Annotated in this window: 23 protein-coding genes; 5 read left to right on the forward strand and 18 right to left on the reverse strand. The window is 35.7% G+C overall.

Features of this window, described 5'->3' with window-relative positions:
- From yidD to rpmH, 3 genes are read right to left on the reverse strand one after another with little or no spacing between them, the layout of a single operon-like run.
- The gene (yidD, locus tag CVS95_RS01245) at positions 1–342 is read right to left on the reverse strand and encodes a membrane protein insertion efficiency factor YidD (protein ID WP_107695297.1); all 342 of its coding nucleotides are present in this window, start codon (positions 340–342) and stop codon (positions 1–3) included.
- Positions 339–674: a ribonuclease P protein component gene (rnpA, locus tag CVS95_RS01250; protein ID WP_072594909.1), complete on the reverse strand. Its 336-nt coding sequence runs from the start codon at positions 672–674 to the stop codon at positions 339–341. The genes yidD and rnpA overlap by 4 nt, the downstream gene beginning before the upstream one ends.
- Entirely contained in the window at positions 662–796 is a 135-nt protein-coding gene (gene rpmH, locus CVS95_RS01255) for a 50S ribosomal protein L34 (protein WP_002940373.1), read from the reverse strand. Before rpmH ends, rnpA begins: the two co-directional genes overlap by 13 nt.
- 122 nt (positions 797–918) lie before the next feature.
- Between rpmH and CVS95_RS01260 the strand changes: the two genes are divergently transcribed.
- Together CVS95_RS01260 and CVS95_RS01265 are read left to right on the forward strand one after the other, a co-directional pair.
- A complete protein-coding gene (locus CVS95_RS01260; protein ID WP_087579924.1) occupies positions 919–1,572 on the forward strand; it encodes a uracil-DNA glycosylase family protein in 654 nt (217 codons plus the stop codon).
- Entirely contained in the window at positions 1,569–2,819 is a 1,251-nt protein-coding gene (locus tag CVS95_RS01265; protein ID WP_107695298.1) for a hypothetical protein, read from the forward strand. Before CVS95_RS01260 ends, CVS95_RS01265 begins: the two co-directional genes overlap by 4 nt.
- A 44-nt stretch (positions 2,820–2,863) precedes the next feature.
- On the opposite strand, the gene CVS95_RS01270 is transcribed toward CVS95_RS01265, so the two are convergent.
- The 13 genes from CVS95_RS01270 to CVS95_RS01330 form a co-directional block, all read right to left on the reverse strand.
- Positions 2,864–3,253 (reverse strand): YbgC/FadM family acyl-CoA thioesterase, encoded by a 390-nt coding sequence (locus CVS95_RS01270; RefSeq protein WP_107695299.1) that lies wholly within the window; start codon positions 3,251–3,253, stop codon positions 2,864–2,866.
- A 5-nt stretch (positions 3,254–3,258) separates the two neighbouring features.
- Entirely contained in the window at positions 3,259–4,260 is a 1,002-nt protein-coding gene (locus CVS95_RS01275; RefSeq protein ID WP_107695300.1) for a hypothetical protein, read from the reverse strand.
- Positions 4,261–4,572: 312 nt separating this feature from the next.
- Entirely contained in the window at positions 4,573–5,100 is a 528-nt protein-coding gene (locus CVS95_RS01280) for a threonine/serine exporter family protein (RefSeq protein WP_107695301.1), read from the reverse strand.
- A complete protein-coding gene (locus CVS95_RS01285) occupies positions 5,093–5,875 on the reverse strand; it encodes a threonine/serine ThrE exporter family protein (RefSeq protein WP_107695302.1) in 783 nt (260 codons plus the stop codon). Before CVS95_RS01285 ends, CVS95_RS01280 begins: the two co-directional genes overlap by 8 nt.
- Positions 5,859–6,338: a DUF4149 domain-containing protein gene (locus CVS95_RS01290; RefSeq protein ID WP_107695303.1), complete on the reverse strand. Its 480-nt coding sequence runs from the start codon at positions 6,336–6,338 to the stop codon at positions 5,859–5,861. The genes CVS95_RS01285 and CVS95_RS01290 overlap by 17 nt, the downstream gene beginning before the upstream one ends.
- 10 nt (positions 6,339–6,348) lie before the next feature.
- Positions 6,349–7,161 (reverse strand): peptide chain release factor N(5)-glutamine methyltransferase, encoded by an 813-nt coding sequence (prmC, locus tag CVS95_RS01295; protein WP_107695304.1) that lies wholly within the window; start codon positions 7,159–7,161, stop codon positions 6,349–6,351.
- A complete protein-coding gene (locus tag CVS95_RS01300) occupies positions 7,151–8,353 on the reverse strand; it encodes a M48 family metallopeptidase (protein ID WP_107695305.1) in 1,203 nt (400 codons plus the stop codon). The genes prmC and CVS95_RS01300 overlap by 11 nt, the downstream gene beginning before the upstream one ends.
- A gap of 11 nt (positions 8,354–8,364) precedes the next feature.
- The gene (locus CVS95_RS01305; protein WP_103582628.1) at positions 8,365–9,738 is read right to left on the reverse strand and encodes a sodium-dependent transporter; all 1,374 of its coding nucleotides are present in this window, start codon (positions 9,736–9,738) and stop codon (positions 8,365–8,367) included.
- A gap of 179 nt (positions 9,739–9,917) precedes the next feature.
- Positions 9,918–10,358, reverse strand: coding sequence for a hypothetical protein (locus CVS95_RS01310; protein ID WP_107695306.1), 441 nt, complete (start codon positions 10,356–10,358; stop codon positions 9,918–9,920).
- A 106-nt stretch (positions 10,359–10,464) separates the two neighbouring features.
- The gene (locus tag CVS95_RS01315; RefSeq protein WP_107695307.1) at positions 10,465–11,265 is read right to left on the reverse strand and encodes a 3'-5' exonuclease; all 801 of its coding nucleotides are present in this window, start codon (positions 11,263–11,265) and stop codon (positions 10,465–10,467) included.
- The gene (rpe, locus tag CVS95_RS01320) at positions 11,262–11,909 is read right to left on the reverse strand and encodes a ribulose-phosphate 3-epimerase (protein ID WP_107695308.1); all 648 of its coding nucleotides are present in this window, start codon (positions 11,907–11,909) and stop codon (positions 11,262–11,264) included. The genes CVS95_RS01315 and rpe overlap by 4 nt, the downstream gene beginning before the upstream one ends.
- Before the next feature lie 9 nt (positions 11,910–11,918).
- Entirely contained in the window at positions 11,919–13,292 is a 1,374-nt protein-coding gene (locus CVS95_RS01325; protein WP_107695309.1) for an anti-sigma factor antagonist, read from the reverse strand.
- Positions 13,289–14,035 carry a hypothetical protein gene (locus CVS95_RS01330; protein ID WP_107695310.1) on the reverse strand — a complete coding sequence of 249 codons (747 nt, stop codon included), beginning with the start codon at positions 14,033–14,035 and terminating at the stop codon, positions 13,289–13,291. Before CVS95_RS01330 ends, CVS95_RS01325 begins: the two co-directional genes overlap by 4 nt.
- A gap of 173 nt (positions 14,036–14,208) precedes the next feature.
- Between CVS95_RS01330 and rpmB the strand changes: the two genes are divergently transcribed.
- From rpmB to CVS95_RS01345, 3 genes are all read left to right on the forward strand, one after another.
- Positions 14,209–14,400 (forward strand): 50S ribosomal protein L28, encoded by a 192-nt coding sequence (gene rpmB / locus CVS95_RS01335; protein WP_021090707.1) that lies wholly within the window; start codon positions 14,209–14,211, stop codon positions 14,398–14,400.
- Between the two features lie 23 nt (positions 14,401–14,423).
- A complete protein-coding gene (locus CVS95_RS01340) occupies positions 14,424–15,554 on the forward strand; it encodes a potassium channel family protein (protein WP_021090478.1) in 1,131 nt (376 codons plus the stop codon).
- Between the two features lie 115 nt (positions 15,555–15,669).
- Complete coding sequence (locus CVS95_RS01345; protein ID WP_107695311.1) at positions 15,670–15,870, forward strand: YdcH family protein; 201 nt, start codon at positions 15,670–15,672, stop codon at positions 15,868–15,870.
- Between the two features lie 25 nt (positions 15,871–15,895).
- Here CVS95_RS01345 and epsC read toward each other — a convergent pair whose 3' ends face one another.
- Together epsC and cysK are read right to left on the reverse strand one after the other, a co-directional pair.
- A complete protein-coding gene (gene epsC, locus CVS95_RS01350) occupies positions 15,896–16,447 on the reverse strand; it encodes a serine O-acetyltransferase EpsC (protein WP_103589463.1) in 552 nt (183 codons plus the stop codon).
- A gap of 4 nt (positions 16,448–16,451) precedes the next feature.
- Positions 16,452–17,357: a cysteine synthase A gene (gene cysK / locus CVS95_RS01355; protein WP_103589464.1), complete on the reverse strand. Its 906-nt coding sequence runs from the start codon at positions 17,355–17,357 to the stop codon at positions 16,452–16,454.
- Positions 17,358–17,365: the final 8 nt, after the last annotated feature.

Consider the following 17,365-nt stretch of genomic DNA (forward strand, 5'->3'; position numbering starts at 1 on the left):
TTAATTTTTTTCCTTTAATTTATCTAATACTTTTACGACATAAAATTTACTATTCTGACAAGGGACAAACCAAAAATTTATATTTCTAGTGTCACTTTTTTGAGATATAAAACATAAGTTAAATTTTTTGTAGATGATTGGGTAGTTGATACCGCCTTTGAAAAGTTGATTGCATCTTAAAATTCGCATGAAGGTTGCAAAAAAAGCAGAAAAAAAACTATTTGTTTGAAATTCCCAAATCGCGTATTGTGAACAAGTCGGATAATAGCGACAGCTTTTTGGTAGAAGTATGGAAATATATTTTTGATAAAAAGCGATAGCTTTAATCGCAATTTTTTTCATTTTAAACATCCCATTTTTTTTGTAGACCAACTTAAATTTTTACAAATTTTTTCAAATGAAATTTCTGTAATTCCATTTTTTGCGATCATAATATATGTGCCATCTTTTAATTCACTAGAAATGTTAAAAAAAGCGGCTCTCAAAAGTCTTTTAGCTCTATTTCTAACTACCGCTTTTCCTACTTTTTTACTAGCAACTACTGCTATTTTTTTTTCATTTGTTGGTTTATAAAAAACAATGCAAGCATCACAATGCCACTTGCTAGCCTCTTTATAAACTTGAGAGAATTCTTTTGAGCCGCTTAACGACTCAAAACCAGCTAAGCAGCCAATCTTTTTCTACCTTTGGCACGTCTAGCGTTTATTACCTTTCGGCCATTTTTAGTTTTCATTCTTAAGCGAAAGCCGTGAGTGCGTTTTTTAGGGGTTTTATGAGGTTGATAAGTCCTTTTCATTTCTATCCTTAAAGTTAATGTAAAAAGTGGGATTTTATCAAAGCAATACTTAAATTCCTTTGAATAACTTAGCTTAAAAAGCCATAACTCAAACTTTAAGCAAATCAAGTTATAATCCAAAAATGAATTTTAATAAAGACAATAGGCTTTTAAAAAAATTATTTTTCTTAAAACTAATTGGCTATAAGTTTATTGATAAAAATTTTCTTAGTCTAAGCAATTATCATGATTACAACAATATTGATGAGCTAAACCGCGAAGTAAAAAAATGTTCTCTTTGTTCTTTGCGAAACAGCTCAAAAGGCGTAACAGCCGGCATCGGCAATGAAAATAGCAAAATCATGTTTATATTATTTTCTAAAAAAAATGATTCTTATGAAAATAACAGTAAAAAATTTTTAGAAAATGCTATAAAAAATAGTTTAAATTTAGATATAAAAGAAATTTATATAAGTTCTCTACTTCGGTGTGAAATTTCACAAAATGATGATAAAAGTCCGATTTTAAGCCGTTCTATTGAACTTTGTCGTCCTTATTTGTTTGAAGAGATTAGGCTGATAAAACCAAAGATAATCGTGACTTTAGGGGAAAAAGCTTTTATGCATTTATATCCAAATTTATTGCTAAAAGGCGGATTTGCAAGCATAAGAGGTAGTATTTTAAAAAATGAAAATAGCCTTATTTTACCAACGTTTTCGCCAGAGTGGATCAGCAAAAATCCTAGTTTTGAAAATATTTTTATAGATGATTTAAGAAAGATCAAAGGAGTGATATGAGAAAAATTTTACTTTTTTTAGCCATTTTTTCGACTATTTTTGCATCGCAAGATGAGATAAATTTTGAGAGTAATATTACAAAAAACCAAAGTCTATCAAGCATACCTCCAGCAAAGATTACTTATATAAATTTAGAACCAGAATTTTGTGATAATGCCTGCTTAAATGAGCTTATCAAGACTGATTTACTGGCTAGTTTTATGGCGAGATTTGAGCCAGCAAAAATAGATGATAACGCTCTTTTAGAGTTTTATATCTCTCTTGGTGGTGAAGCTATTTTAAAAGTTAATAAAAACGGCAAAATCGCTGTAATCATCCCACAAAAGATTATAAAATCTTATGCAAATGTTGTATCAAATGCAGTCTTAAGCTATGTCTTAAAGCAAGACGCGGATATCGAGATCAAATTTATAAATAGCAACGATGAAAGCCCACAAAGTCTTACAAATGCTATGCAAACGGCTAGAGCCCAAGGTTTTAATTATTTTATCGCAGCCCTTACATCAAATGGTGCAAACATTATAAATTCGCTAGTCCTATCAAATGAGCTTATCTACATTCCAAGCGTTCATAGCTCTTTTATCATAAATCCAAAACCAAATTTGATCTTTGGTGGCATTGATTATAAAGACCAAATTTCAGCTTTGCTAGCTTACTCGAACGAAAAAATAATTGCATTTGATGATGGTAGTTCATTAGGGCAAAAGCTAAATGAATATGTCCGCATGCAAAGTAGCGATTATCATGAAACCTCTATCGTAGGCAAAGATATAAATTTAAATGATACTTTAAGTAAAAAATCCAAATTTGATAATGCAAGTATATTTTTAAACATCCCAATCGTCAAAGCTTCTCTTGTAGCAACGCAGATGAGAGGCTTTGAGATAAAGTCATACGCACTTTTAAGCACACAGATAAATTTTTTACCAAACATCTTTAATGCCATCGCGCAAAGAGATAGACAAAATCTTTTCATCGCGAACTCACTAAGTCCTATTAACGACTTATTTTTGGGGCTTGGTGATCTTTTTGATGTAGATTTTAGATATTCGCAAATCGGCTATTCAAGTGCTTTTGGTGCCGAGTATATATATACAAATTTTATAGATAAAAGTGCTGATAGAATTTTTACCGAAGGAGTTGAAAACTCTCAAGTTTTATATGGAGTTAAAATTTACAACGCAAAAGGCGACCACTTTGACGAAGCAAATCAAGAAAATTTGCTCGATCAAAATAGCTCAATGTAAAAGCACAAAGTGGCTAAAGTTAAATTTCTAAACTTAGCCACGATCTAAAATTTAGAATTCTCCAAAAATTTCTTTATCTCGTCATTTATCTTAGCAAGCTTCTCTTCTTTCATAAAGGCTAACGTAATCGTCGCTCTAAAAAGTAGCTTTTCGGCATTTTTGTCATCAAATTTATAAATTTCTTGTTCCAAAACAAGGCTAGCTTTTTTAAGCTCTAAAATTTTGGTTCTAACAAATGCTTCATCGCCAAGCACAGCAGAAGCTATAAATTTAGCCTCCAGCGACGACACTACAAAGTATCCACTCTCTTTTGTAAAATTTAGCCCAGCCTGAAAAAATGCTTCACTTCTAGCTCGCTCGCAAAATTTTATGTAGTTTGTATGATAGACTATGCCACCAGCATCGGTATCTTCGTAGTAGATTCGTATTTTCATTACATTTAATCTCCGGATTCAAAATTTACTTTAAGCTCAATTATTCTTGTAAGCTTTTTTATTTTTTTAACAATTGATAGCTTTGAGATAAATTTCATTTTTTCATACCTTCTAATCTCTAAAGATAGCCTTGGAAAAATTTTGCTCATCAAAGTTTCATTTGCCTGAAAATAAAATTTTCTTTTCATATTGTCACTATTTAATACAATATAAAATACTCTTTCATTATTGCCATCAAAACTATCGTTGTCAAAATATATTCTACAATCTGCTACGTTTGTTTCAAAAAAAAGCTCATCAGGAAATTTGTCTTTACTTATAAGATTTATCAAGGCTCCTTCATTATTCGTGGCAAATAAAAAAGTATTTATTTTTGGGATTTCTAGGACACTATTATGATAAAAACAATCTTTAAATAATTTATTATACTCATCAATACATGATTTATGTTGTTTTAAGCACCCTTGAATACATGTTTTTATCCTATTAAAATCGTAAGCGCCCTGGTCTGTTACTACGGCATCAACTATATTGTTTATTGTTTGCAACATATTATTTAAGATAGGTAGCCTGGAGTGAGATACTATATTTATACATTGTGCCCAAGCTAAATTAACAGCCTCTTTGTCAAAGTCGCTTGCAGAGAATATTACAGGGACATCCAAAAATCTATACTTATTGTCTTTTTGAGAAGATATGTAGTTTTCAGATATATCTTTATATACTCCTATATATTCCCTAATAAAAGATTTATCTACTTTTTTATCCCAGAATTTACACTCCGCTAGTAGCCTTATCGGAAAAACAAAGGGTATATTTCTGGAGTAAATTCCCACAAAATCAATTTGATGATTAGTTCCTCTGCCTTCTATTTCCCCATCTTCAGATACTATATTACCATTCAAAATACCAGGACAACCTTTTCCGCATTTTGCAAATCCATTTTGTTGTAACCAATATGAAATAAAAATTTCATATAGATATCCACGCATTTGGCCTTTTGTCATACTATAACCCTTGTGCTAATTTGTGCAACAATCATAACACCTTATTCTTTAATTTATTTTTTTATGTTTTAATAAAGATTTATTTACCTATTTATTGCCTCTATACTATATGTTAATGGCTTCAAATTTATTTGATTTCTTTAAAAAACCTGCATCGTTTAACTTTAAACAAATTCTCATAATTAATACAATTATTAGCACACATTTAGTTTTTTTATAAAAGCTATTACATTAGAAAATTTATAAATTTTAAGTCAAAATAATAGGAAGTCCCAAAAAGCAACGAACAAATTTGTCTTTTAAAAAATGAATTTATCCCTTGTGCATCTTTCCCGTCGCCAAATCGCACTTAGCGCCGCGAGTAATCATCAGCGACTGATCGTAAAACAAAATCAGCACCACCGAAACCCCGACGCCTAGAGCTAGCGAGACCGTCGTGGTCGTGATCGCGTTATCGAAAAATATGATTAGATATTCGTTTTTCTTAGCGATATCGGGCTCGTTTAGAAACGAAAACAGCGCCAAAATGCCCTTGTACGCGTAAACTCCGGGCACCATAGGCAAAAGCGCTGGAAATGCGATGATCTCGGCCGGCACTTTGAGCCGTTTAGCAAAGAGCATACCTAAAATTCCACTTAAAAAAGATACGATAAGCGTAGCGACGCTGATGTTAAAAAATCCCATCTGCATGATCCAAAAGCGGCTAGCGTGCGCAAATGCCGCAAGTAGCGCGCAAAATGCGAGAGTCCTTTTAGGCGGCGAGCTAGCGTAGGCAAAGCCAAGCCCCGCCACCGCGGCAAAAGCGCCGTCTATGAGAGTCGCAGTCAAAAGCTCAAACATGTAAAATCTCCGCGTTGCTAAGCGAGAGCGTGATATAGACGCCTACCGCGATGCAAAGTATCAAGATGCCCGTGCTCACGGCTCTGCTGATACCCACAAGCGTGTTGTCGTTTAGGATATCAAAGACCGAGTTTATGAGAAAAACGCCCGGCATCAAAAAGAGTATCGACGAGCCGATCGCCACGTCGCTAGTGTGCGTAAAGCCGTAAAATACGCCAAGATAGGTGATAAACGAGACCACAAACGAGACCAAAACGTACTGGATTTTTAAATTTACGCCCATTTTAGCAAGCGCAAATCTAAGGCTATAGCCGACCAGAGTCGCAAAAAACACGCAAGCTACCGAGCCCATATCGCCGCCAAAAAGCTTGCAAAACGCCGCATTTGCAAGGCTTATTAAAATAAGCGAGCTTATAAATTTATGCGCACCAATGCGCATGACGCCCTCAAACTGCTCTTTGGCCTCGTCTAAGCTCAAATTTTCATCCAAAATCCGCCAGCTAAGCGACGAAAGCTCAGAAATACGGTTAAAGCTCACCTGGCCCAGCGGGATCTTTTTTACGTAAGTTCGGCGCAGGGAGTTATCGGCCGAGTCCATGACGCTAATGGTAAAATACTTCACGAAAATCGTCACGCTAATATCGTAGCCGTAGTGTTTAGCTATGCGGTCTACACACTTTTCTACACGTGCGGTGTAGGTGCCAGCACTCACCATCGCACTCGTGTATTCAGCTAGAAAATTTGTTAAAACTTGAATATCAGGCTTTGCGTTCATTTTGGATAATCTTAAATTTCACAAAAAATAAAATGATTTGTAAAACAAGCATGATTTTCATCACATATTCGCTTGCACTATGCATTTTGGCAAATTCAGCCGTCTGTGTCGCATCGATCCCCAAATTTTGAGCATAAACTATAAAAGGCGTAAAGAAAAATACAAAGCTCAAAGCTAAAGCCAAATTTAAAAAAGCAAGCATTAGCATGCTAAATTTTAGTGAAAAAATAAGCTTTTTTCTAAGATCAAATAGCTCGCTAATCATTACAACTATGCTTATAAAAAGCAAAATATAATTAAATTTCAAAAATATCTTTGTCATCATTTGGCCACTCATAAAATGCGTAAGTACGCCATCTCCTATGATGCTTTGCGGGAAAAATATGACTGGCGCCACTAAAATACCAAGCGTTAACTCAGCTCCTATAAGTACTGCCAAAAGCAAAAAATAAACTCCTCTCAAACTCTCTCCTTTATATTTTTAACTTCGCACAAAAGCCTCTATCAAAGCCAGCTAAATCTTTGTAAAAACTATACTCAAAACCATTGGCCTCTAAGAATTTTTGCATACTTGCTTTTTGGTCGTACCCCATCTCACAAGCAACGTTTTTGATATTACGATCTTTGGCTATGAGAATAATGTCTTTTAAGATTTCATCTCCTACTTCGCCTCCAAAGAGTGCACTTTCTGGCTCGTTTAGTACAAATTTACTGAGTTTATAGCTTCTTGCAATATATGGCGGATTTGAAACCAAAATATCAATATCTTCTAAAATTTCATCCACATAAGAGCAGTTTAAAAATTTGATCCTCCCACCTACATCAAATTTATCTGCATTTTTTTTAGCAAGCATCAAAGCTTTTTCGTTGATGTCTGTCGCTACGATATTTGCCTTTGTTTTTAGAGCTAGCATGATACTAATAATGCCGCTTCCTGTGCCTATTTCTGCGATCTTTGGTTCATTATATTCGCGTGAAATTTCTATTACTTTATCCACTAAAATTTCTGTTTCAGGTCTTGGGATAAGCACTCCGCTTTCCACGTAAAAATCAAGCCCATAAAAGCTAGCTTTACCAGTTATATATTCAAGAGGCTCGTAGTTTTCATACCTTTTAACTAGAGCAAAATAGCCGCTCTCATCAAATTCATTTTTTTGATTTAAAAATATCCATTCAATGCTTACATCAAGATAGTTCATAAGCAAAATTTTAGCAACTCTGCTTGGATTTTGACAAAGTGAGCTTAGCCTTAAACTAGCCTCTTTAAGAGCTTCTTCAATTTTCATTTTCTAGCTCGTTTATACGCTCAAAAAGGCTTGGGTGCGAATGATAGACGAACGCGTAGAGCGGATGAGCCTTCGGGAAGGCCTTGTTTTCGCTGCCTAACTTTTTTAGCGCGCTTATCATATCGGCTTTGTTTGAGACCTCGCCTGCGAATTTATCGGCGCCGAATTCATTCGCGCGGCTAAAATACGAGCTAACCGGCGAAAATAAAAATCCGAAAATCGGCGAAAAAAGTAGCAAAAACACGATCGTTCCGCCGCCTCCGCTATGAAGCCCAAGCGCTTGATACGCCGCGTCTGGGATGTTGCCGAATATCAAAAGCATCGCAAAAAGCATAACCGCGCTTAGAGCGATCATTTTTAGGATATCTTTGTGCTTAAAATGCCCCAGCTCGTGCCCCAAAACGGCGATTATCTCCTCTAAACTTAATTTTTTAACGAGCGTATCGAAAAGCACCACGCGTTTAGCCGCGCCAAGGCCGCCGAAATAGGCGTTTAGGCGGTTGTCGCGCTTGCTGGCGTCTATCGTAAAAACGCCGCTACTTTTAAACCCGCACTGCGCCAAAAGCCCTTCTATACGGCTTTTTAGCTCGCCATCTTCTAGCGGCTGCATCTTGTTAAAGATAGGCGCGATGAGCGTCGGGTAGATGAGATTTATAACAAGCGCGACCGCGAAGCTTAGCAAAAACGCCCAAAACCACCAAAAATCGCCCAAAAATCTAATGCAAAGCAATACCAGCCACACAAACAGCGTGCCGAAAACCAGCGTTAGCGCGAGCGTTTTAAGCAGATCAAGCGCAAAAATTTTAGGCGTTACGTTTGAAAAGCCGAGCTTTTTGTCTTTGACGAAGGTTTCGTAGATATTTAGCGGCAGTTCTAGCAGCGACGAAACGAGCAAAAATACCATAACCATAAAGACGTTGTCGCCTATATCTCCCGTTTTATAGGCATGCCCCGATATCGCGCCAAGCCCCCAGCACGCCCACATCATAAATATCGCGGCGTGATAGAGAAGGCTAATTAGCTCGAATTTTTGATTGCTTATCGCTGCGGCGGCGGCGGTTTCGTACTCGCTCTGAGACAAAACGACGGCCGGCTTTTTAGCCTCTGCGCGGATAAAGCTTATCTGCAAAATCGCCAGCCACGCCTTTGCGGTAACGTAAAAAAAGTAAATACCGAGTAAAAAATAAAACATATTTTTACGCCCTATTTTAAAAAATTATCGTAAAACGAGCTGATAAAAAGCACCAAAATAATAAACGGTACGACGAATTTGATATACCAAAACCAGATATTTATTAGTTTTGCATGTTTTTCACTACCTTGCAAAATTTCTTTTTTTGCATCATCTTTTAGCACCCAGCCTACGAATATTGCACAACCAAATGATGTAAATACAAAAAATATTGTTGCGCTTATTGCATCATATGCATCAAAAATATTCTTACCAAAAATGCTTACATGGCTTAGTATATTTGTGGCCATCAGTGAAGGTAAATTTCCTAAAACAAATATACCGCCAAGGACTAAAAATATTGCTTTTTTGCGTTTTATCTTAAATTTTTCTTGAAGTGTTGTGATTATTACTTCATATATTGGTAGCGATGTTGTAAGTGCAGCGATCATTAATAGTGTAAAAAACGCAACCGCGAAAAAACCACCAAATGGCATGTGAGAAAAAACAATTGGTAGTGATTTAAATACCAAACTTGGGCCACTATCTGGCGATACGCCGTAGCTAAAGAGAGAAGGGAAAATCATAAAGCCTGCAAGCACAGCGATTACCGTATTTAAAATGCCTGTAATGATAGAAATTTTAACCAAACCCTCATCCTTTTTCACAAAGCTAGAAAGAGTGATCATCACACCAAATCCAAGCGAGAGCGCAAAAAATACCTGCCCCAAAACATCAACGAAAAGCTTTAAGTTTATCTTTGAAAAGTTAGGTGTCAAGTAAAATTTCACACCTTCTATTGCACCATCAAGAGTGATATTTTTAGCGATCATAATAAGCATTAAAATAAAAAGTAGCGGCATTAAAAATTTCGCTGATCGCTCGATACCGCCGACCGCACCTTGCACCAAAATAGCGTAATTAACTAGCACAAAAACAAGTGTCGCAAAGCTGATAGAAAGTGGATTGCTTACGATATTTTGCTCATAAAACGCACTTGTCTCCTCAAAACTAACCACATGTGAGAGATCAAGCAAACCAAATGAAATTTGGGCGATATAGTTTAGCACCCAGCCGCCAATAACCATATAGTAAGCCATAATACCAAATGCACCAACAAGCCCCATCCAGCCAACGATCTGCCACTTTTTGCTGATCTTTTTGCCATTTATCGATCCACCAAAAGCATCCACAGCGTTGCATTTTAGGCGTCTGCCGATCGCATTTTCAGCCAAAATCATCGGTATACCGATCACGATCATCGCGATACAAAACACGAGTACATAGGCGCCGCCGCCGTTTTGCCCGACCAAATACGGAAAACGCCACGTCGCACCAAAGCCGACCGTAGCCCCTGCAACAGCTAAAATGTATGTGAGCCTTGAACTCCAAGATTTTCTATCCATCTTTTTGCCTTTGTGAAAAATAGGGATTATATAAAAAAATTGATTAAATTTCGCTAGCAACAAGCGGTGTTAGGATGCAAGCTCAGTTTTTTTTGTTAATTTTAAGAATTTTTACGAATAATTTTTTTACGTTTTGCCTTTTCTGGATAAATTTAGACAACTGCTTAAAAATAAATTTATTAGTGCAAAACGCCAAATTCCACATATCCCTCCATCGCAATAAACAATATCCAGCCCTCCTTGGGACCACAAAAATAGTGATGTTCTGGGATATTTTCAACTATAAATTTTAAAAAATCATAAAAATACTCAGGCGCAAATTTAATCTCTATATTTGTTAAGTTGTCGCCGATGTAGCTTATCTCGCCACTTAAAATTTTACTTTTGATGCTTGGATTTGAGCTGAGAAAATTTTTAATGTCAGCAAAATTTTTATATTCAGCCGTTTTGTAACCTTTTAAATTTTGTAAAACTGGCTTTGAGCCGATAAAGGTCAAATTTTGTTCTATAAACTCCGTTCCATCATTACTCACGCACCACTTATTGCTAAAATTTGACAAAAAAGCGAGCATCTCATCGTCGGCTGAGATAAAATTTGAAACTAAATTTTTCTGGCTCATTTGCCTCCTTTTTTGTAAAATTTAGCAAACTGCCCACAATCCTTTAAAAACAAAGATCGCATAGAAATTAATGATTAAATTTGAGATTGTGGATAATTTTTTATCGCTAATTCGCACACAAAACTGGTTCAGGTTTTAGCTTCACACTTGGAGCTGTTTTGCTAAAGCTTATGAGATCCTCTGTCGTTTGAATACTAAAAGGTAGACGTGTGAGGCAAACTTTAAAAATTTCAGCAGCTGCTATTGCGTCATTTAGGGCCCTGTGGTGGGTATTGTTTATGCCAAGAAGCTCTTTTAGCGAGCCAAGTCCGTATTTTTGCGAAGCAATAGTGCGGCGGCTAAGATCGATGGTGCAGAGCTTTCTGTTTAGCAACACGCCAAGGCCGATCTCATTTAGGCTATGAGAGATAAATCCGTAGTCAAAATTTACGTTATGAGCGATAAAAACGCTAGTTCCAAGAAAAATTTTAAATCGCTCAAGCACATTTAGTAAATTTGGCGCACCAACTAGATCGCTCGCCTTTATGCCGGTTAGCTCGGTGATATTTTCAGGTACTTCAGGGGCTGCTATAAAGCTTTCAAAACGCCCTATCTCAACGCCATTTTTCATTTTTATTGCACCGATTTCAATGATCTGTCCGCTCGTCGTACCACCAGTCGTTTCGATATCAACCACACAAAATTCCTGCTCGCTAATATCTCTAAATCTCGTGCCAAGCTCGATCTCATTCTCTTCATTTCTAGTGATGTCAAGCCCAAGAGTTCGCCACATATCAAGATCGCGCACGTCAATGAGTGATGAAATTTCTTCAATATCACTAAATCTTAAAATAAACTCATGATAGCCTAAATTTTGCCTAGCTAAAATTTCTATGCTATTTTCTAAACGCTGTTTTTTTGGTTTCAAAACTCAAGCTTTATGGCGCGAATGGCTTGTTCGTAGGAATTTGATGAGAAGATGTAGTTGCCAGCCACCAAAATATCAGCTCCAGCCTCCTCAAGATCAGGTGCATTTAGTCCGTTTACGCCGCCATCTACTTCGATGAGACACTTAGCGTTTTTTCGTTCTATTAGCTCTCGTAGCGCCCTTGTTTTTTCAAGCACGACTGGCATAAATTTCTGACCGCCAAAGCCAGGATTTACGCTCATCAAAAGCACCATATCGACTTCATCAATAATATGCTCGATCGCACTAACTGGCGTATGCGGATTTAGCACGATGCCAGGACTTACGCCATTTTTTCTAATGTGATCGATGAGCCTTAATGGATGCTTCTCTTCTTCAATGTGAAAGGTTAGAAATTTTGGCTTTAGCGGCAAGAAAAGGTCGGCAAAAAATGAGTTATTCTCAACCATTAAATGTATATCAAGTGGCTTCGTGGCTGCTTTTGCAACGGCTTTTACCACAACTGGTCCGATGGTTAAATTTGGCACAAAATGCCCATCCATAACATCAACATGCACCAGATCGCACCCAGCCTCACAAATGGCTCTTATCTCAGCTGCCAAATTTCCAAAATCAGCCGATAAAATACTAGGTGCAACGTACATTTCTTCTCCTTACTTGGTTACAAATACAAAGCCTATTTCGTCATCTTTTACATCTAGTCTATTCATGATGCCTACACTATTGTGATCAAAAAAAACATCATCAGATAAAATTTTAGGCAAGCTAACTTTTACTTTTATGCCTTTTTGCCAAAGATGAGTCAAAAATTTATCTGTAATGATACTAAAAATTTGAGAATATCCACTTAAATAATCATTTGAATCATTGCCTTCAGGCATAAAAATAGAGCAAATTTTATCTAACTTATCTTTTTTTACACCAAATAGCACTCTTGCATAAATATCACCATAATACTGAACACAAATACGCAAGTAATCGCACTCATCCTCTATGTCAAGCGCACTAACTTTGGTATCAACACACAAAATTTCTTCTTCTGCTAACTGTGAGATAATTTTGCTCGCAATTTGCGTCACATAAGATGAAATTTGAGCAACGCTCTTGTTGATATCTACTGGCTCTGCATCAAAGTCTCTTTTTTTAAGATAAAAAATAGTGTCATCTTTGTAAAAGTCATTTAAATTTTTATAGATAAATATATTTGCATCTTTAAGATACGTTACTAATTCAATAGATAAATTTGATTCGTTTATGCCACAAAGCGAAATAAATGCACCTGATCTTTTACTAATGCTAGCAAGTTTGATTAGAAATTTTGCGCCTCTTATATTTAAAGCACCAGAAATATTTACCCATAAAATAAAAAATTTATATCCGATTTTTAGCATAATGTCATGAGCTGACATATCAAAATCTTCAATAAAATCTGAATCCATAAAACTTTTTATGGCATAAACAACGACACCATCTTTTATAAAAGTATCTATCTGATTTTGCTTTAATCTCACATGATTTAGCTGTGATACTGCATAACTATATAAATTCTTTTTTTTATTAAACTCGGTCGCATCTCTAGCCTCAACCACATCAAATGAGCGATTTTTGAGATAATTAGCCAAATAGTGCTTATACTGCTCAGTTGAGTTATAAATGAAAACTTTGTCATTTGCGTTGTTTAGAAATTTATTTAAAAACAAGCTTGCGATATTTTCACTTTCAAACATCGAGATATTTAAAATATTCTTAACTGTTTTCATCATCAATTCATAAAAAATTTCATTGTAATCGCAAATCGCAAATACTACGCCAAGCTTTTGTGCTTCTTCGCTTAAATTTTCAATTATTCTACCAAGCCAAACGGGGCTAAAAAATGTAACATTTTTTAGTGAGAGCAGTATAGCGCTGATGTCGCGCGATGAAATTTGGTTTATATATTTTTCACTTAATTTTAACGGAACATTCTCTGCTTCCAAAAAACCAAAAGGCCTTATAATTGCCATTGAGCCATTAAAAGTTAATTTCATTTTTGTAGAGCTTTTTTAATAAATATAATGGTTTGCATCTCTGGATAAACATTGATATCTAAAATTTTATCAACTCCAAAATCATAAAATTCAGGCCTACTGGACTCATAAGAGAGCAAAATCTCAAAAAAACAAAGCATCTCTTTATCAATCTTGCTTAATGATTGTTTGTTCATATTCATCGCTTTTAAAAAAATATCCCAAAGACTAAAGCCATATTTTTTTTGCAAAATTTTATTATAGCTTATGTCAGAATACGAAATAACGTCTGACATACAAGATGGATATTTTGAAAATAAATTCTCACACACTATAATACAGGCAATAGAATACGGAGCAAGTGATAAATAACTGTATCGTTTTTCTTTAAAAGAATTTAATACCTTTAGCCAATCTGATAAAATTTTGGCATTAAGCTCGATCAAATCGACGATTTTAAAATTAAATACCTTATAAATTTTTGGGGATTTTAAAAATATAAAATAAGAAAGCACTATCGCTCTAAAAGTATCAATGCCAAGCATATTTGCTATTACTACCAAATCGTCGCCATCATAAGGAATATCAAATTTTGCACGTTTAAAAATGGAGTTAAAATAAGTTTTAAAAGATACTATATTTTGTAAAGTAGCAACTGCCTCAGTTACATTACCAGCTAACAAAAAGTGCTCGACCTTTTCAAAAAGAGTTGGCATCTGTAAAACAAAATCAACATTTTTTTCGATCAACTCTTTACTAAGCATTTTGTATCACTCAAGATTTCTAAATATTTTTGCTATTTATAATTATAGGCAAAGGTGTTATTTTATCTAGATTATTAATAAAAATCAATTCTTTTAAAAAAGAATCTATTTAAGCATTACTTTTGTTTGTTTTAGATAAAATCAGCAGAAATTTTTGTTTATAAGGAAAAAAAATGTCAAAAAGATGTGCGATAACAGGCAAAGGACCGATGATAGGCAACAATGTGAGCCACGCTAACAATAAAACTAAAAGAAGATTCTTACCAAATCTTAGAACGATTCGCGTTACACTAGAAGATGGTACTACAAGAAAGATAAAAGTTGCTGCTTCTACTCTAAGAACGATGAAAAAACAATCAAACTAAGAATATAAAATGAAGAGGAATTTATGTCTTTTCTCTCAAGACTTTTAAAATTCCTCAACTGGTCAAACTCTACAAAACCAGAAATAAGCCTAGATACTGAGCTTTACGAACAATTAAAACCTTTTAGATTTCCACTAATCTCAGTCGTATTACTGTTACTTTTTGGAACATTAGGTTATGTCTTAATAGATAATTTCTCGCTAATAGATGCCTTTTACCAAGCTGGCATGACTTTTACAACAGTTGGTTTTACCGAAGTTGCTCCAATAACTCCAAAGGGCAGAATTTTTACTATCACGTTTATACTTATTGGTTTTATTATATTTACACTATCGATTGGTATTGTGGTTGAGGTTTTAAAAAGAGGCACATTAATTAGCATTTTAAAGGAACGACGCATGCTTTATAGGATCGCAAGACTAAAAAATCACTTCGTTATTTGTTATCACAATCTATACACAATCGAACTTAGTGCTCAATTTCGCGAAAATCATATACCTTTTGTAGTGGTCGATGATAGAGAAGATATTGCAGAGCTAGCTCAAATTTATAAATATCCATATTTCATAAAAGCTCAGCCACACACGCAAATTGCCTTTTTAAAAACACATCTATCAAGTGCAAAAGGACTTATAACTCTTAGCTCAAATATTGCTGATAACATCGCCCTTATAGCATCTGTAAGACTTTATGAAAAAGAGATAGGCCGCAGAAAGCCTTATCATATCATTACAAATGCAGAGACAGAAGACGATACGCAAAGATTAAAAAAATTAGGCGCTGACAATGTGGTAAGCCCATCTCGCTTAGTCGCGCAGCGGTTAAGTGCCATGAGCGTAAGGCCGGATATGGAAAATTTATTAGAGCAGTTTTTGTATACAAAAAATTCACCTATCGATATAGAAGAAATTCTTGTGCCTGATTACTCTTGGATAAGATTCAAAAGATTAAAAGAGACTCATCTACGAAACATAACAAATGCAGATATAGTGGGCATTAGAGATATAAATAATAATTTTGTACCAATGCCAAATGGTGACACATTAGTAGGAACAGGATCAAAGCTTCTAGTCATCGGTACCGTTGATGGAATACGTCTAACCAAGCGTGTTGTAAAAAGCAAACACAAACCTGAAGAATTTAAATACGTATAAAATAAATTTTTCTACTTGCTCTTTTTAAAAATTTAAGCAATGGCTTGGCACCTTTTTTATATCCAATCATTTACAAAGTCTTGATAAAATTTCTCAAAATTTTATAGGAGCCGATATGTTACATGAATATACAGACCTTATAAATGAGCTAAAGAAAACCGATGCTAGTTTTGCTACTCTTTGCAAAAAACATGATGAGCTAAATAAAAAAATAGACGACAACCTAGCAAAACCATCTGAAATTGATAATTTAAAGAAAGAGAAGTTAAAACTAAAAGACGAAATTTATGCCCAAATTTTAAAGTATAAAAAGTAAGAATAAATTTATCTAATCTTTAAGATTAGATAATAAACTCTGGTTCAAATTTTGTCCCATTTACTCGAACTATTCTCGCTGGTATACCAACGACTGTCGCGTTTGCTGGGACATTTTTTAACACGACTGAGTTTGCGCCGATCTTAGCATTTTCACCAATCGTTATGGCACCTAGTATCTTTGAGCCAGCTGCGATAGTCACACCATTTTTTACAGTTGGGTGTCTTTTGCCACACTCTTTTCCAGTGCCTCCAAGTGTTACTTGATGATACATCATTACATCATCGCCTATCTCAGCTGTCTCACCGATAACCACACCCATGCCATGATCTATGAAAAATCTCCTACCGATCTTTGCGCCAGGGTGGATCTCAATGCCTGTTAAAAATCTTGCAATTTGTGAGATGAGTCTAGCTAGAAAAAAACGTTCTTTTTTATATAAAAAATGAGAAATTTTATGAAACAAAACCGCATGAATACCAGGAGTGTTTATAAGTATTGCCAAAAAGCAACACTTATGTACCGATGGGTCTTTTTCACGAACAGTTTGAACTAGCTCCTTTAGACTCTCCCGCATATTTTTATGCTCCGTAAAGCTCTGTGCTTAAGTATCTTTCGCCATTATCTGGAGCTATGAAAAGTACTTTTTTGCCAGCGCCAAGTCTTTTAGCTACTCTTTTTGCAGCCACGTAAGCAGCACCACCACTTATGCCTATCATGAGTCCATCACTTTTTGCAATTGCTCTAGCTGCGTTTAGTGCGTCATCGTTGCTTACTTTTTCTACCTCGCTAACTAAGTTCATATTCATAGTATTTGGTAAAAATCCGGCTCCAATGCCTTGAATTTTATGCGGTCCTGGGTTGCCACCACTTAAAACTGGCGATGCTTCAGGCTCTACTGCAATGATCTTAGTATCATAGCCTTTTTCTTTTAAAATTTTTGCTACGCCACTTATTGTACCACCTGTGCCAACGCCAGCTACAAATGCATCAAGCTTACTAAAATCAGCCACAATTTCAGCTGCTGTTGTTAGTTCGTGAGCTTGTGGGTTATACTTGTTTTCAAACTGGCTTAGCATTACGTGATTTGGCTGTGCTGCTAGCTCTGTAGCTCTTGCGATCGCTGCTTTCATGCCACCAGACGCTGGAGTAAGCTCAAGTTGTGCGCCATAAGCAGCTACTATTTTGCGTCTTTCGATACTCATGCTCTCTGGCATGCAAAGTATCACTTTAAAACCAAGTGCAGCACCGCACATCGCTACACCAATGCCAGTATTTCCGCTCGTTGGCTCAACGATCGTATCGCCATGTTTTAGCGTACCGTCAGCTAGCATTTTGGTTATCATATTAAATGCGATCCTATCTTTTACAGAGCCACCTGGGTTAAAAAACTCTAATTTTACGTAAATTTCGGCTTCATCAGCACCTGTTTTTATCTTTACGATAGGTGTATTACCGATCGTTTTAACGATATTATCGTAAATCATCACTCCTC

The sequence above is a fragment of the Campylobacter concisus genome (assembly GCF_003048905.1).
Classification (GTDB): domain Bacteria; phylum Campylobacterota; class Campylobacteria; order Campylobacterales; family Campylobacteraceae; genus Campylobacter_A; species Campylobacter_A concisus_V.

Bases quoted from the DNA above. Each gene is read 5' to 3' on its own strand.
- yidD (WP_107695297.1), bottom strand. From the start codon at position 342: ATGAAAAAAATTGCGATTAAAGCTATCGCTTTTTATCAAAAATATATT.
- rpmH (WP_002940373.1), bottom strand. From the start codon at position 796: ATGAAAAGGACTTATCAACCTCATAAAACCCCTAAAAAACGCACTCAC.
- CVS95_RS01260 (WP_087579924.1), top strand. From the start codon at position 919: ATGAATTTTAATAAAGACAATAGGCTTTTAAAAAAATTATTTTTCTTA.
- CVS95_RS01265 (WP_107695298.1), top strand. From the start codon at position 1,569: ATGAGAAAAATTTTACTTTTTTTAGCCATTTTTTCGACTATTTTTGCA.
- CVS95_RS01270 (WP_107695299.1), bottom strand. From the start codon at position 3,253: ATGAAAATACGAATCTACTACGAAGATACCGATGCTGGTGGCATAGTC.
- CVS95_RS01275 (WP_107695300.1), bottom strand. From the start codon at position 4,260: ATGACAAAAGGCCAAATGCGTGGATATCTATATGAAATTTTTATTTCA.
- CVS95_RS01280 (WP_107695301.1), bottom strand. From the start codon at position 5,100: ATGTTTGAGCTTTTGACTGCGACTCTCATAGACGGCGCTTTTGCCGCG.
- CVS95_RS01285 (WP_107695302.1), bottom strand. From the start codon at position 5,875: ATGAACGCAAAGCCTGATATTCAAGTTTTAACAAATTTTCTAGCTGAA.
- prmC (WP_107695304.1), bottom strand. From the start codon at position 7,161: ATGAAAATTGAAGAAGCTCTTAAAGAGGCTAGTTTAAGGCTAAGCTCA.
- CVS95_RS01300 (WP_107695305.1), bottom strand. From the start codon at position 8,353: ATGTTTTATTTTTTACTCGGTATTTACTTTTTTTACGTTACCGCAAAG.
- CVS95_RS01305 (WP_103582628.1), bottom strand. From the start codon at position 9,738: ATGGATAGAAAATCTTGGAGTTCAAGGCTCACATACATTTTAGCTGTT.
- CVS95_RS01310 (WP_107695306.1), bottom strand. From the start codon at position 10,358: ATGAGCCAGAAAAATTTAGTTTCAAATTTTATCTCAGCCGACGATGAG.
- rpe (WP_107695308.1), bottom strand. From the start codon at position 11,909: ATGTACGTTGCACCTAGTATTTTATCGGCTGATTTTGGAAATTTGGCA.
- CVS95_RS01325 (WP_107695309.1), bottom strand. From the start codon at position 13,292: ATGAAATTAACTTTTAATGGCTCAATGGCAATTATAAGGCCTTTTGGT.
- CVS95_RS01330 (WP_107695310.1), bottom strand. From the start codon at position 14,035: ATGCTTAGTAAAGAGTTGATCGAAAAAAATGTTGATTTTGTTTTACAG.
- rpmB (WP_021090707.1), top strand. From the start codon at position 14,209: ATGTCAAAAAGATGTGCGATAACAGGCAAAGGACCGATGATAGGCAAC.
- CVS95_RS01340 (WP_021090478.1), top strand. From the start codon at position 14,424: ATGTCTTTTCTCTCAAGACTTTTAAAATTCCTCAACTGGTCAAACTCT.
- CVS95_RS01345 (WP_107695311.1), top strand. From the start codon at position 15,670: ATGTTACATGAATATACAGACCTTATAAATGAGCTAAAGAAAACCGAT.
- epsC (WP_103589463.1), bottom strand. From the start codon at position 16,447: ATGCGGGAGAGTCTAAAGGAGCTAGTTCAAACTGTTCGTGAAAAAGAC.
- cysK (WP_103589464.1), bottom strand. From the start codon at position 17,357: ATGATTTACGATAATATCGTTAAAACGATCGGTAATACACCTATCGTA.